11 protein-coding genes are annotated in these 14,298 nt (G+C 51.7%); 6 read left to right on the top strand and 5 right to left on the bottom strand.

All coding sequences use genetic code 11. The features are described from left to right. The first annotated feature begins 371 nt into the window (after window positions 1-371). Window positions 372-1,388, top strand: coding sequence for a 1-aminocyclopropane-1-carboxylate deaminase (locus CG67_RS13645; RefSeq protein ID WP_025903503.1), 1,017 nt, complete (start codon window positions 372-374; stop codon window positions 1,386-1,388). A 185-nt stretch (window positions 1,389-1,573) separates the two neighbouring features. Here the strand turns inward: CG67_RS13645 and CG67_RS13640 are convergent, their stop codons facing one another. Next, window positions 1,574-3,193 (bottom strand): FAD-NAD(P)-binding protein, encoded by a 1,620-nt coding sequence (locus CG67_RS13640; RefSeq protein ID WP_025903502.1) that lies wholly within the window; start codon window positions 3,191-3,193, stop codon window positions 1,574-1,576. A gap of 242 nt (window positions 3,194-3,435) precedes the next feature. On the opposite strand from CG67_RS13640, the gene CG67_RS18345 reads away from it, so the two are divergent. Both CG67_RS18345 and fhuE read left to right on the top strand, forming a co-directional pair. Next, the gene (locus tag CG67_RS18345) at window positions 3,436-3,576 is read left to right on the top strand and encodes a hypothetical protein (protein WP_156022683.1); all 141 of its coding nucleotides are present in this window, start codon (window positions 3,436-3,438) and stop codon (window positions 3,574-3,576) included. 307 nt (window positions 3,577-3,883) lie between these two features. Next, window positions 3,884-6,088, top strand: a complete 2,205-nt coding sequence (gene fhuE / locus CG67_RS13630; RefSeq protein ID WP_025903500.1) for a ferric-rhodotorulic acid/ferric-coprogen receptor FhuE — start codon at window positions 3,884-3,886, stop codon at window positions 6,086-6,088. Window positions 6,089-6,125: 37 nt separating this feature from the next. Here fhuE and blc read toward each other — a convergent pair whose 3' ends face one another. Next, window positions 6,126-6,659 carry an outer membrane lipoprotein Blc gene (blc, locus tag CG67_RS13625; RefSeq protein WP_025903499.1) on the bottom strand — a complete coding sequence of 178 codons (534 nt, stop codon included), beginning with the start codon at window positions 6,657-6,659 and terminating at the stop codon, window positions 6,126-6,128. Window positions 6,660-7,027: 368 nt separating this feature from the next. Here blc and CG67_RS13620 point away from each other — a divergent pair, with 368 nt between their 5' ends. Continuing rightward, window positions 7,028-8,275, top strand: coding sequence for a hypothetical protein (locus CG67_RS13620; RefSeq protein WP_025903498.1), 1,248 nt, complete (start codon window positions 7,028-7,030; stop codon window positions 8,273-8,275). Between the two features lie 144 nt (window positions 8,276-8,419). Here the strand turns inward: CG67_RS13620 and CG67_RS13615 are convergent, their stop codons facing one another. Continuing rightward, window positions 8,420-9,781 (bottom strand): peptidase, encoded by a 1,362-nt coding sequence (locus tag CG67_RS13615; protein ID WP_025903497.1) that lies wholly within the window; start codon window positions 9,779-9,781, stop codon window positions 8,420-8,422. A gap of 351 nt (window positions 9,782-10,132) precedes the next feature. Here CG67_RS13615 and CG67_RS13610 point away from each other — a divergent pair, with 351 nt between their 5' ends. Next, complete coding sequence (locus CG67_RS13610; RefSeq protein ID WP_025903496.1) at window positions 10,133-10,804, top strand: TetR/AcrR family transcriptional regulator; 672 nt, start codon at window positions 10,133-10,135, stop codon at window positions 10,802-10,804. A gap of 172 nt (window positions 10,805-10,976) precedes the next feature. Here CG67_RS13610 and CG67_RS13605 read toward each other — a convergent pair whose 3' ends face one another. Continuing rightward, on the bottom strand, window positions 10,977-11,666 hold the full coding sequence (locus CG67_RS13605) for an aspartate/glutamate racemase family protein (protein ID WP_025903495.1): 690 nt from the start codon (window positions 11,664-11,666) through the stop codon (window positions 10,977-10,979). 115 nt (window positions 11,667-11,781) lie between these two features. Here CG67_RS13605 and CG67_RS13600 point away from each other — a divergent pair, with 115 nt between their 5' ends. Then, on the top strand, window positions 11,782-12,672 hold the full coding sequence (locus CG67_RS13600) for a LysR substrate-binding domain-containing protein (protein WP_025903494.1): 891 nt from the start codon (window positions 11,782-11,784) through the stop codon (window positions 12,670-12,672). A gap of 136 nt (window positions 12,673-12,808) precedes the next feature. Here CG67_RS13600 and CG67_RS13595 read toward each other — a convergent pair whose 3' ends face one another. Next, the gene (locus tag CG67_RS13595) at window positions 12,809-14,053 is read right to left on the bottom strand and encodes a dicarboxylate/amino acid:cation symporter (RefSeq protein WP_029990174.1); all 1,245 of its coding nucleotides are present in this window, start codon (window positions 14,051-14,053) and stop codon (window positions 12,809-12,811) included. Between the last annotated feature and the right edge of the window lie 245 nt (window positions 14,054-14,298).

The raw sequence follows: 14,298 nt of genomic DNA, 5'->3' as shown, positions 1-14,298 counted from the left end.
TATCGCCGGGCTTTCCGTCATCACATTTTACTCTGGTAAAAACAGTCTCCGGATAATGCCTAGTCAGGCGTTATCCGGAGGGGGGCAGGGCCGGTGCAGAGTATTTATATAATGCATTGAAATATAATATATTTATCCCCGAATCCAGCACCAGGCTGATGTCCTTCGCTCAGGGGGTAGTTAATATTATTTTTCATATTGGGTGTTTATTGAAATTTTGATATGCAGATGAATTTAAGTGCTTATTTAAATTTCATTTCGACGTTATAAAACGAAATTTACAAAAATTCCGGTTGTTGTAAGGTGTTGGACAGGAAATCAGCGACCCTGATCACACTTTTAATGCTTAGGCCAACACCAGGAGATTAATAATGAATCTTGAAAAATTCGCCCGCTATCCGTTAACGTTCGGACCTTCCCCAATCACTCCGATGAAACGCCTGAGTGCTGAGCTGGGTGGCAAAGTAGAGATTTATGCCAAACGTGAAGACTGTAACAGTGGTCTGGCATTCGGCGGCAATAAAACGCGGAAGCTGGAATATTTAATCCCGGAAGCGCTGGAGCAGGGGTGTGATACCCTGGTATCTATCGGCGGCATCCAGTCCAACCAGACCCGCCAGGTGGCTGCTGTGGCGGCCCATCTGGGCATGAAATGCGTACTGGTTCAGGAAAACTGGGTTAATTATTCCGATGCAGTCTATGACCGTGTCGGTAACATCGAGTTATCGCGGATTATGGGGGCCGATGTACGTCTGGATTCGGCAGGATTCGATATCGGCATCCGTGAAAGCTGGAAACAGGCGATGGATGAAACCGAAAAGAATGGCGGTAAGCCTTTCCCGATCCCGGCCGGTTGCTCCGAACACCCTTACGGAGGCTTAGGGTTTGTGGCCTTTGCAGAAGAAGTCCGGCAGCAGGAGAAAGCATTGGGCTTTACGTTTGATTATATCGTCGTCTGTGCGGTGACCGGCAGTACTCATGCCGGCATGGTCGTCGGGTTTGCGGAAGATGGCCCCTCCCGCAAAGTCATTGGTATTGATGCTTCTGCAAAACCGGAAAAAACCCGCGCACAGGTACTGCGTATTGCCCAAAATACGGCAAAACTGGTAGAGCTGGATCGCGAAATTACCGAAGAAGATATTATCCTCGATACCCGCTATGGTGGCCCGGAGTACGGATTACCCAGTGAAGGGACGCTTGAAGCTATCCGCTTATGTGCCCGCACCGAAGGCGTGCTCACCGACCCGGTCTACGAAGGTAAATCGATGCATGGCATGATCGATATGATCCGAAACGGTGAATTCCCGGAGGGTTCCAAAGTGCTTTATGCCCACCTGGGTGGGGCACCGGCGCTGAGTGCCTATAGCTATATTTTCCGCAACGGCTAATCGCCCCGGCCCCGAAAAGGGGGATACTGTGACGTCCCCCTCAAGGCCAGCCTCGCAGAGGTGCAGCCTCTGTCACCGCACGTCCCCGTGGCAAATTTTCCCCCGGTACCATTGCATACACCCTGTCAGCGTCTTCGCTTACCCGTCCGGTTTGTCTTTTACCGGTCAGGGCAGGGCCGGAACCGTCAGACGTGACCTTCTTCCGGGTCTGGTTGCAGCTCTGCGGCACCCGGCGCTGAATGAAGTATGGCATTGGCGATGGTTTCGCCTATTTCCGCACTGACTGTCAGGCCCTGAATAAACGGCCTGTCATGCATCAGATAAGGTAATGCACCAAAAGCAATATGTCCGCGGGCAGACGCCGGTTCCAGTAACAGGTAATTCCCGGCCACTTGCGGTATTTCACCCCCGCTGTTCAGCATCTGTTTGCGTAAACCGGGAAATGGCAGATCGCGCGTTTTCAGGGGTTTCTGTCCCCGGGCATCAATGAAAATATCGTAGATATGCTGCGTCTCCCCGGCAAAAATCACGGTCTTATTACTGTATTTACGTGCACGGTAATCCTGCCCCAGCGGCAGGATTGTGAGAATACCGGCATCGTGTAATGCCAGTAACCGCCGCAAAGATTGTGGCGGTATGGCTGCATAATTATCGATAAAGACCCGCGCCAGCCCGGATCTGAAACGGACACTGTCTTCGGGGCTAAGATGAGGGACTATTCCGGCGATCGCTTCATGCAGGCGGAGGATCACATATCGCCAGGGCACGGTATATTTGGTCAGGGTATTCAGTCGTGTATCCTGCAGATTTTTTCTGGCGTAGCTAAAGGGATCCTGCCGGCGACGGGCCGCAAACCAGGCATCGCAAAAGTTATCAGCATTCAGGTGTTCAAGCCCGGTCTGACGGCTCCAGAGAGGGTCAGCGAGCGTGATTTCCTGCACCATCAGTCTGAACGCCCGGTCAAGTAATCCGGCGCTTCCCCCGGCAACCAGTGCCGCAATCGCCTCCGGAGTCACCAACTGCAAAGGCTGGTAGGGGATAGGGCAATAAAAATCTGCTTCAGGTAATACACCGGAACGAGACATCAGGACAATCTGTAGCGACCGGCTGCTGTCCCGGAGAATAAACTGCGGGCCCTGCACACCGTTTTCGCAAAAATGTCCGTGCTGTGTCACGACGGCCATTGCAGCATCGATCGCACTGAGCGATGTCCCGAGGATCCCCACCCGGCAGGCTGGCACGCTAGCCTTCATCAGTCCGGACCAGGGGCTGGGGAAGAAAGTATGTCGTCGGGTATTTTCGGCAGGCCAGACATGCCCGGTGGCAATCACGGCAAAATCGACCCATTCCGCCACCGGACGGCCCTGTGCTGTCACCTTTATCCCTTCCGGTAACGCCAGAATATCTGTGACCTGGCAAGAGGTATGAACATGCAGGATAAACCCCTGACTTTCCGCCTGATCCACCAGCTGTAAAAACTGCTGCCGGAAGTAGTCGCCCAGCAGGATCCTCGGTAAAAACTGTCGCTCATGGAGAGCACTGGCCGTGATACCAAAGCCAGCGAGCCTCTCAGGGCACTGCGCCCGTAGCCATGCAATATAGGTCGTCATGACCGGCGGGATCTCAATACTGGCGATATTGGCCAGCATCACCGGTGAACTGGCCTCGCGACGATAGGGCATACCGACTCCGGCTTCGGCGGTCTGTTCAAAAATGGTCACCGAACAGGGCGGGTGGTGTCTGATAAGCGATAACAGAGTGTAAATGCCTGTCGGACCGGTACCGATAATGGCGACTTTTTTCATCCCTTTCCCCTGCTGTTTTTTACCGGAAATGACCGGCATTAACTGACCGTGTCGTCTGCCGCAATCCTGCTGAACCGGGTGGCTTACCCGCTAAGTGTGGCTGAAAAACCGGCATTGGAGGAAATATTTATCAGAGGTACCCTTTTCGGGACTACGGGTGAGGGGAAAGGGACGAATTGCACTGACGAGCGGAAAAACTCACTTGTTATGTTCAGTGTCCCGGCTCCCCCGGGAGGATCAATATGACTACAGGCCAGATCCTCAGGGAGGATAGCAGGATGGCAGGCAGGGAACTACGGCAGCGCCGCAGGGAAGACAGATTTATCCGGAGACCCGGGGCGGGCGGTGTGGCGACCGTGGTGGCGGGTAAAGGAAATGCGTAAATGGCGGTACCGGGGGCACCGCCGCCTGTCTTATCACCCGTCAACGGTGGATATTCACGGTACAGCAATCGCCAATGAGACACTCCTTATTACCTGACGTTCCTCGATCCTTTATTGCAACACTAATCAAAATGATTATACTTCTCATTCTCTTTACATTGCTAATCTGTTCTTCCGGGTTGCAGGTACCTCAGAAATGGCGTTATGTCAGCGCTCTCCGGACAGGGAGAGGATGTCGCCTTCCGGGAACCCGTACGGATCCGGTGTCCGGAGTGGCTGGAATAATAAAATATATTTGAGGATGAGCATGTTTGCTGCCAGTTGTTCCGTAAGGCGTGGCCCCCGCACCGGCCATTTTACCCGTATGCCGGCGTTGTCTCTGCTGAGTGTGGTCATTGCCACGGCGTTACAGGTACCGTGCAGTACGGCGGCTGACAGTGACAGCAGTAAGACTGCGACGCTGGTGGTCACCGGCAGCGAAAACTCTGCAGATTCGCCGAAATCTACCGATTATGCGGTGCCGGTGACCCGGGCTGCGACCGGCCTGGCACTGACCAACCGCGATACGCCTCAGTCGGTCAGTGTGATCACTCAGCAGCGGATGCAGGACCAGCAGCTGGAAACGCTGAACGATGTTCTGAATAATACGACCGGACTGTCAGAGTCTAATTCCGGCGCTAACCGCAGTAATTTCTATTCCCGTGGCTTTTTGGTTGATAACTATCAGGTCGACGGCGTACCGGTACTGGTAGATTCGGCCTGGAATCTGGGCGATACCCTGTCGGATACGGCTATTTATCAGCGCGTGGATGTGGTGCGGGGGGCTACCGGCTTAATGACTGGTGCCGGAAGCCCTGCCGCGTCGGTGGATATGGTCACCAAACAGGCTGACAGTAAAACCTTTACCGGGGATCTGAACACCAGTTACGGCAGTTGGGGAAATCAGCGCTATGTCGCCGATCTTTCCGGGCCACTGAGTGAGTCCGGAAAGGTTCGCGGGCGCGTCGTGGCCGGGTATCAGCACAGCGGCAGCTGGCTTGACGACTATCATACGCAAAAGAAATTTCTTTACGGTGTGGTGGACGCGGATCTGAGCGATGCAACCACCGTGTCGCTGGGATATGACTATGAAGAGACCCATGTTAACGGTGCGACCTGGGGCGGGCTCCCCACCTTTTATCGGGATGGTAGCAAAACGAGTTATGCCCGCAGTACCAATATCGCGCCGGACTGGGCCTACAATGATGTACAGTCGAAACGGGTGTTTGCCGGTCTGGAACACAACTTTGCCAATGGCTGGCAATTCAACCTGAACGGCAGCCATACCGAAGCAACCATGGACAGTAAACTGCTGTATATCGACGGGTATTTCGATAAAAATACCGGGCTGGGTATCGGGCCGTATGCCGGCTATGATCTGTTGGGCGGTACCGGATACAATACGGCTAAACGCAGGGAGAATGCTGCCAGCGCCGTCCTTAACGGGAACTATGAGCTGTTCGGACGTCAGCACGAGCTGATGACCGGGGTGACGTATATCCGGCAAAATAACCGTTATTACAGTGCCTATACCAACCTGACGTCAGCAGATGTCGGCGATTTCAATGACTGGGGTAATTACCCGGAGCCGGACTGGGATCCGCAGGCATTGGCCGGTGATGACACTATCCACCAGAAATCAGCTTACCTTGCCACGCGCATTTCGCTGGCTGACCCGCTGCATATGATCCTCGGTGCCCGTTATACCCGTTATACGGCGGATACGATGACCGAGAATATGGTGAAGAATAATATCACGCCGTATGCCGGACTGGTGTATGACATCAATGACACTTATTCTGCCTATGCCAGTTACACCTCTATTTTCAAACCGCAGACCTACCGCAATGTCGACGGCGCGTATCTGAATCCGGTCACCGGGAAAAGTTATGAAACCGGGCTGAAAGGTGACTGGTTCAATAGCCGCCTGACGGCGACATTGTCTCTGTTCCGCATGGAACAGGATCATTTAGGGGCCACAGATTATGCGCTGGTGAAAGGCAGCAATGATTATGCTTATTATGAGCAGAACGGTACTGTCAGCCGTGGTGTGGAATTTGAAGTCAACGGCGCAGTGACGGATAACCTGCAAATGACCTTCGGGGCCACCCGCTATATCGCTAAAGATGGCAGTGGCGCTGCACTGAATCCGACACAACCACAGACGTCATTTAAACTGTTTACCAGTTACCGTTTACCGATGTGGCAGGATCTGACCGTGGGTGGCGGCATCAACTGGCAGAACCATACCTGGGACAGCGTGGCAGGGCCTGACGGCGCAACAAACCTGTATGCCGACCAGGGGAGCTATGCGCTGGTGGATCTGTTCGGACGCTATCGCGTGACCCGCAATCTGTCGGTACAGGCCAACCTCAATAACCTGTTCGACAAGACCTATAATATCGATGTCGGTCGTAATACTGTCTACGGAGAGCCGCGTAATATCTCTGTGTCAGCCAGCTATCATTTCTGATATCTCTGTTAAATGCCCCGTCAGGGGCATTTTTATCTCAGGACGCGGGCTGGTTGACATTAATCAGCTTGTCGACCGGGAAGCCCAGTTCCTGTGCCAGTGCGATATACCGCTGTCTGACCTCCTGAGGCATATCAGGGGTCCGGGATAACAGCCACAGATAGCTGCGGTTCGGTCCGCTGACCAGCGCATAACGATAGTCATCATCCAGCGCAATGACGTTGTAACCGCCATAGAATGGTCCGAAGAAGGAGACCTTCAGCGCGGCAATGTCATGGGCACCGGTAAAAAATGCTTTTCCTTCACTGGTTTTCCAGCGTTTCGACTGCGGATCGTAACCCCGGTTCACCACGCTGATCCCGCCATCGCTGCGCTGACCGTAGGTCGCTGTGACCTGCTGCAGACCACGCTCAAAGCGGTTGTTCAGCCTGGCCACTTCGTACCACTTACCCAGATAGCGGCTGGCATCGAAATTACCGATTGGCGTGACCCCTTTCGGCGGGACCGGCGACTGACATGCGACCAGCGTCAGCGATAAGGCAACCCCTGTCAGTACGGGCCATACTTTCATCATCACTCCTGTTTATTCCGGGATTATTGACCGCCATCACTGCGGTGTTTCTGTGTATAGCATAGCATCCGCCCTGTCCCGGGCCAGCAGAACACGCTGAAAAGGACGTAATACACATACTCAGGCACGTCCGGCCCTGAGAAAGCGTATCTCCCGCCAGTGACTCGTCAATATCGTTGACAAGGCGCTACCGCGAACCGACTGCAGGAAACGTCACTCCGTTCCTGTGAGTGGTGACGATGATAATCACCGTCAGTTGTCAGTAAACAGATCAAGGGTTGTGCGATGACGGAGAGAACAACCCGCGGTAGAAGACTCCTGCGCTCATCCGCCACACTGAGAGGAGACAGACTCTCAGAGGATTGACGATGACAGACACTATTATTTCTCAGCAACTGACCGTAAATGTCCCCGCAGACTATCCGGATATCCAGTCGGCTCTGGATGCGTTTGAAGGCAAAATGATCACGGGGGGCGTGAATATCCAGGTCGCAGATGGGGAGTACCAGATAACGGCGCCCCTGGTCTCACGTATACGTGATTACGACAAACTCACCCTGCGGGGCAATGAGCAGGATTGTTCGAAATGCGTGTTATATATCGATAACTCGGCCAATAAAGACGGCTTTTTGTTTGAAAATGGCTTCGGCATTTCCTGGCTTAACGGATTCACACTGGCCGGGGTGAATGGCTGGACGGCTTCCGGGGTCTGGAATGACCAATGCTACGGGGCGGGGATCCGCGCCACCGGCGGAGGAACGGTGATCCTGGGACCTGCGCTGAGCATTACCAAAATGTACTACGGTCTCCGCGCCATGGACGGTGCATTTATCTCCAACGAAACGGTGCCGGAGTCCGGCAAACCCGGCGGTGGCATCAAGGTCAGTAATGCGGGGGATGTGGCGTTTCATGCCTATGCCGCGACCCTGAAGGTCAATTGCGCAGAAGCCTGGTATGCCTCGCACAGCAGCGAGTCGCTGGGGTTTGGCTTCTGCGCCGAAGCAGGAGGGTTCCTGCAGTGTGAGTATGCTATTGCCAACGGAAATGAACGTGCCGGTTTTTATGCCTTAACGAACGGTACTGTCTGGGCTCACGGGACGACGGCACAAAGCAACCTTTATGGCGTACTGGCCTGGGGAGGGGTTATTGAGTGTAATTCTCTGGGGGATTATACCTCTTCATTTTCCCTCAACACGCAGGCCGGGATCTATGCGACCTATAACGGATTTGTCGGTGCAAACAAGGCCTGGTGCTCTCAGAATACCCACGGGGTGATGAGTGATAATGGCGGTCTCGTCGATATCACCTATCTGCGCAGTGAAAATAATACCGGTAACGGGTTTTACGCCCGTCAGCGGGGAACGATGAGCGGGGGATATTCTTCTGCACAGAATAATCAGAATAATGGTTACCATTGTGAGTACGGCAGTTGTATGGCGGTGAGTCATGCTGCAGCGAACGGAAATACTAACCACGGATTTTACGCCCGGAAAAACAGCGGGATCTATTGTGATGGTTTTGGCGGAACCGGCAATGGTTACTTCTGTTCACCGGTACAGATGAGTATCAGTGGCAGCACCGGAAACAGTGAGGCTTATATCGACGATACCCTGTGAGCCAGCGGCGGGAGGAGAGTACCAGGCATATCCTGTCTCCGGCACCTGCGCCACACCATGCCGCGACCCTGAGCTCCGGTTTGCCCCCGTACCGGCGGGCAACTCCGGGCGACGCTCAGCCGCTCCTCCGTCACGCCCCGGATGTTACAGGTGCTGGCGGAAGATCCATTCGCGCAGCGGTTCAATGGTATAGGCAATACGCCACGTATTACGGTGGCCGGAGGCACCTGCGGTGGACTCTCCGGCCGGGATCACGGTACCTTTGCGGAAGGTGACATAATTTACCGGCGTATGACGGGTATCCATACGGTCATACGCCTGACGAAACTGAGCCGCATCCCAGGTGCCATCCCATTCCGCCCGCGTGATTTTCGCGCCGTATTTCTCAAGCTCAGCAACAATGGCATTTTCACCCGGCCAGGCTTTCGCATCATCTTCAGAAACGACTATCCACAAGTTCTGACTCGCCAGAGGTTTGACCTGTGCCGGATCCCATTGTCCGGCCACCAGCAGCGAGGCGGCGAAGAAACCGGGATAATGAATATCCATAGCGATAGACATCATACAACCGCCGGACTGACCGGTGGTATAGCGACGTTTGCTGTCGATGTTATAGGTTTCGGAAAGGTGCCGGATCAGATTGATGGTGGTTTCCATCATCGACGACGTCTGATTATCGTCATCGGCGATGATTTCATCATACTGCGGAGCCAGCACAAAGCAGGGGCGTTTCGCCTGATCTTCCGGCGAAGCCCAACAGACGGCCCCGAGTCCCTGATAAAGCGTTGTCCGGGTCACATCGCTGGTGGCTCCGGCATCATGCATAAAAAGAACCAACGGCCAGGCGCGCTCTGCGGTATAACCGGCAGGAACAAAGAGATTATATTTCAGATGCCGGCCGGTCTTCTTGTCATGAAATTCAAGCTGACGGAAATCATCGACGATTAGGTTGTTAACCGCGGTACTGTGCTTAGCGGTCTGCTCCGGGGCCACGGTGTGACCATTCGCCAGTGGCAATGTGCCGGTTTGCTGGTAGGTCAGCATCGGTGCCGGATAAACGGTATCGGTCAGCGGAACGGAACCTGCCTTTCCCGGGCCACCCTGGCCGGAACCTGTATGATCCTTTCCGTCATCAGGCACGTTACGCGCCAGCGGGGCATTTTTATCTTCCGGGGAAAGCTGCACGATGACATACCGGCCCCGCGATGAACGCCCGGCCGGGTCTGAACTTTCACTGGTGAATATCCCGGTGATCCGGCGACCGGTGACCGTAAAATCATGGATGTTCAGCTGCGCACCGTCGACTGGTTCAGGATAGTAAAGTGCCAGGCCGGTCGCACGAATACCGTCACCAAACACCTGAGTGATCACCGTCGCTTCCGGCGGAACGGCACGCTTCTCCCGTGTTTTACGTTGACTGGCCGCGGCAAATACCGGCGCAGAAAATTGCAGTGCAATACCGGAAGCCACCGCAAGGCTGATGAATTCGCGTCGTGTTTTTACCATCAGAAACTCTCCTGATCTTTGAGTGGATGTAATGTTTTAATAATGGACTGACCGGCCAGTCCGGCCTCCCCAGGCATAAAAGCACAGCGGGCTTCATCGGTCATGCGATGATAACTAAGGGCATCAGGCAGATATTTGCCCCCCGGCAACATTTATATCGGCAATCACCTGCAGGATCAGCGGGTCGCGCAGGGGAGAGCGGGAAAGGTCGTGTGGTTCACTCATGATATCCACCTTATGATCAGCGAAGACGTCAGGACGATGACTTCATGAAAACATTGCCTATAGACTCGTTTATTTTATGGTACTATTCAAGTACCATTAATCTTTTGTCGTATTTCACTGCTTATCATGACGAATACCTTACACTGCGGACCGGCGAGGCGCGGACGCCCGAAAACACGCGATGCAGCCGGACTGCGGCAGTCGATTATCGACAGTGCCTGTCAGGCGTTCACTGAGCTGGGCTTCGCAAAAACCAGCACTGCGGAAATTGCCCGCAGAGCGAAAATTTCTAAACGCACACTGTACGAAATTTTTCCGGATAAAAAGCAGTTGTTTGCTGCAGTGATCGGTGAACATTACTATCTGCTGCTGGACCTGCCGCGGCCGGAAGGAGAACGATGCACCCCTGAAGCAGCCTTGTTCCGCATCTTCAGGCTGGATATCAGTGAGCAGGAACATCAGACCCGTGAAGCGCTGCTGAATCTGATGATCCGTGAATCCGTGTTATTCCCGGAGCTGGCGGAATATCTTTACCAGACCAAAGCGATACGTTCACGGGAACTGCTCAGACAGTGGTTATATCATCAGCCTCTTCAGGGGGGAATGACGGTGGAAGATATCGACGTATGTACCGGTATGCTGATGGATATTGTGTTTGGTGCACTGTTGCCGCGTCGTCGTGATCAGGACGCTGAGACACGGCAGTTACGTATTGCTCATATTAAGCAACGTATTCGCATTACGCTGGCGGGAATGTCAGCCCTGGGAGCCTCCCCGTCTGCGTTATCGCCCGAATGAGGTGTGAAGGTTTATAGGCTGATCGGGAGATGACCGGTGAGAGACTATCAGCCAGACCTGCGTTCTCCGGAAAGCATATTCTCCGGGTGCAGTGAAACTATGGACGTCCGTTGCCGCCCCCGTGAACTCATCAGACGGGGTCACGGGGCGCAGCATCTGCCGGAAGATCCGGTTATGAGTAATACCAGCGGATAGCTTTTTTAATTAATTCTTCAGTGGTATCGATATATTTTTCAGGCTGCTGTCGGCTCAGGTCATGGAGGATGAGCGGTATTTCTGTGCACCCCATAATAAAGTGTTTAGCTCCTGATTTTTCCAATTTTTCAAGGCAGGGGAGCAAGGTGTCATAAGCAGATTTACTCTTTCCTGATTTATAAAGCAGGATGCTTTTCATTATATTATCCTGATCTTTTTCGTCAGGAAGTAAATAAGTTATTCCGGCTTTTTCCAGCTTATTCTGATAAAGGCGCGTCCGGATAGTGGCAGTGGTCGCTAAAAGAGCAACCGGGTGTTTTTCTTCCGCGATAATACGTTCGCAGGTGGATTCTATAATGCTGATGAACGGAAGATCACTTTGTTTTCTCAGTTCGTCATACCAGTAATGTGCCGTATTGCAAGGCATAATAATACAGGAGGCACCTGCATTTTTTAATATGTTGAGTGAATTAATCATCGCCGGTAAAGGTGATGCTCCGGAATGTATGATATTTTCCGTTCTGTCAGGAATGTCTGGCAGAGAAGCGACAATCACCGGGATATGTTCCTGATCTTTTCTGGCGGGTGTGCTGGCAACGAGTTTTTCAAAAGCGTTCGCTGTTGCCCCCGGTCCCATGCCACCGAGAATACCGATAATCTTTTTCATCACGACTGCCTCAAATAAAAAGGATCATGTCATAATTTTATCGGGGCGTAATTGCAGACTTTAAAAGCCTCATGCTAAAATTGCATAGTGAATATAATCCATCCGGAGTAAGAAGATGTTAGGCAATATTGAAATTAAATGGATTTACGATATTCTTGCACTTGAGGAACTCCGCAGTTTCACACTGGCCTCGGAGCGCAGAAATATTTCTCAGTCATCTTTCAGTCGCAGAGTGCAGGCACTGGAGTCTGCCGTCGGTTTTGAAATATTTAATCGTGGTTCCACTCCACTACTGCTGACGTCCGAGGGAAAGAATTTCATTGTTTATGCCAGGAACCTTATCGATGATATGGATTTCCAAATCAATAATATTAAAGGCGTGAATAATATTAAGCAGAGGATCAATATTGCAGCAGCCCACTCGCTGGCAGTATTTGTCCTGCCTGAGTTTATCTCTGAATTTTCGGGTAAAAAAGACAATATTTTCTTTGTTGAGTCCATCAATGTGGATGAGGCCGTTTACAATCTGAAAGAGGGGCGCTGTGACTTTATCCTCTCTTTTTCCAACGAAGAGCTGATGTCATTTCCTTTTCTTCACCATGAAGTTTTCCAGACCCAATTGCACCTGGTCTCTCCCTGTCATACCAATGGGGAGCCAATCTATGACGTCAGTGATGAAAATATTCCGTTAATGAAATATGCGGATGAAAGTTACATGGGCCGCCAGGTCAATCAGTTACTGACCAGAGAATCAGCACTGTCATTTTCTCTTTCTTTTGTCTCTTCCATGAGTGACGTTCTGAAAATGATGATTATGAAAGGTAATGGTGTTGGCTGGTTACCGGATTATTCTATCGCTCAGGAGCTGGAATCCGGGAGTTTGTCAGTGATGGATCCTTCGTTGTCCATCAGAATGAGCGTCTATGTTTACCGGACCAGCGCACGGTTGAACCTTTCGTCTGAGCGTTTCTGGCAACAAATGAAATCACGGACATCGTTGTTCTGACCACCGGTGGTTAACTCCCCGGGTTATCGGTGGTGTCTTCCCGTCACCTGCCCGTCGGTTATTCCTGATCAAATAACCGACGGGCATAACGTTCTCTGATGTACTATTTCCGGAAGGCCGTTTTTATCTGTACGGATTATCGGAACGTATTATCCTTTTTTCGGTCTTCCAGTTTTGCAATCACGGCCGCTGAAATACTGTTGCCGACGACATTTGTCGCTGTTCTTCCCATGTCGAGGAACTGGTCGATACCCAGGATTAATAAAATACCGGACTCCGGTAAATTAAACATGGGTAGTGTTGCGGCAACCACGACCACTGACGCACGCGCTACTCCTGCCATGCCTTTACTGGTCACCATCAGGGTTAACAGAATAAGGACCTGCTCAGTAAAGCTCAGAGGAATGTTATATGCCTGAGCAATAAATAACACGGCAAATGCCTGATACATCATTGAACCATCGAGATTAAAAGAGTACCCCAACGGCAATACAAAACTGGATACTTTTTTAGGCACGCCGAATTTAGTCAGTGCATCCATTGTCTTCGGATAGGCTGATTCACTACTGGCGGTAGCAAAAGCCAGTGCCGTGGGCTCGTAAATCAGTTTTCCCAGCGTAAATACCGGTTTACCCAGGAATAGATACCCTACGGCAAACAAACATGCCCAGAGTACCACCAGCCCCAGATAGAACAGACCAATTAATTTCCCGTAGTCATAAATCAGTCCCAGGCCTTCAACCGTAATGGCAGCAGCAATGGCTGAGAAAACGGCAAAAGGGGTGAACTTCATCACATATTCGGTAACACGAAACATAATTCGCGTCAGGTCTTCAATAAACACAATCACCGGATGGTTACCGTCTTTGCTGATAAAGGAAAGTGCAGAACCAAAAAAGACAGAAAATACCAGGATCTGAATAATATCATTATTCGCCATCGCCCCGGCGAAGCTGGTTGGAAATATCTGGCTGATAAACGTTTTCAGCGAAAAGGCAGAGGTACTCAGGCCAGTGGCTACATCGGTATGGGGAATAACCATATTCAGGCCGACACCGGGCTTGAAAATATTAACCAGTGACATACCAATAAATAGTGAAATAAGCGCAGCAGAAATAAACCAGGTCATCGCCTTCAGTGCAATACTGCCCACAGAAGAAGACCCCTTCATGGAAACAATACCTGAGACGATTGTTGCAAAGACCAGTGGCGCAATGATCATTTTAATCAGTCTCAGAAAAACATCGGTAATAATGCTGAAATAAGAGGCTATCTCTTTGGCATTGCCCGGCGAAGAAGCATAGTGATGACACCCCCAGCCTGTCACTATTCCGAGCCCGATCGCGAATAGTATCTGTTTCATCAGGTTATTTCTGCTCATCTCAAAAGACCTCTGTATTGTAAGAATGATATCGTTCACCTCCGGTGCGGATTACCGGTTCGGGCAAAAGAGTCTCCTGACAATATTCCCTGTTTCAGAGAGCATGAGAAATGCAAATGGGCGCATCGTTATGCAAAAAATGCATAACGGCATGCTTTTATACGTAATTGTTTTTGCGAATAATTTCACTCATTATCATAGCATTTACTTATAGATACTTTGCCTGCTTATGCATCCGCAGATTG

The sequence above is a fragment of the Tatumella sp. UCD-D_suzukii genome (genome assembly GCF_000611875.2).
GTDB lineage: Bacteria > Pseudomonadota > Gammaproteobacteria > Enterobacterales > Enterobacteriaceae > Tatumella > Tatumella ptyseos.
This window is presented reverse-complemented; position numbering and strand designations above follow the sequence as displayed.

Coding starts and splice junctions, on each gene's coding strand:
- CG67_RS13645 (WP_025903503.1), top strand. CDS start 372: ATGAATCTTGAAAAATTCGCCCGCTATCCGTTAACGTTCGGACCTTCC.
- CG67_RS13640 (WP_025903502.1), bottom strand. CDS start 3,193: ATGAAAAAAGTCGCCATTATCGGTACCGGTCCGACAGGCATTTACACT.
- CG67_RS18345 (WP_156022683.1), top strand. CDS start 3,436: ATGACTACAGGCCAGATCCTCAGGGAGGATAGCAGGATGGCAGGCAGG.
- fhuE (WP_025903500.1), top strand. CDS start 3,884: ATGTTTGCTGCCAGTTGTTCCGTAAGGCGTGGCCCCCGCACCGGCCAT.
- blc (WP_025903499.1), bottom strand. CDS start 6,659: ATGAAAGTATGGCCCGTACTGACAGGGGTTGCCTTATCGCTGACGCTG.
- CG67_RS13620 (WP_025903498.1), top strand. CDS start 7,028: ATGACAGACACTATTATTTCTCAGCAACTGACCGTAAATGTCCCCGCA.
- CG67_RS13615 (WP_025903497.1), bottom strand. CDS start 9,781: ATGGTAAAAACACGACGCGAATTCATCAGCCTTGCGGTGGCTTCCGGT.
- CG67_RS13610 (WP_025903496.1), top strand. CDS start 10,133: ATGACGAATACCTTACACTGCGGACCGGCGAGGCGCGGACGCCCGAAA.
- CG67_RS13605 (WP_025903495.1), bottom strand. CDS start 11,666: ATGAAAAAGATTATCGGTATTCTCGGTGGCATGGGACCGGGGGCAACA.
- CG67_RS13600 (WP_025903494.1), top strand. CDS start 11,782: ATGTTAGGCAATATTGAAATTAAATGGATTTACGATATTCTTGCACTT.
- CG67_RS13595 (WP_029990174.1), bottom strand. CDS start 14,053: ATGAGCAGAAATAACCTGATGAAACAGATACTATTCGCGATCGGGCTC.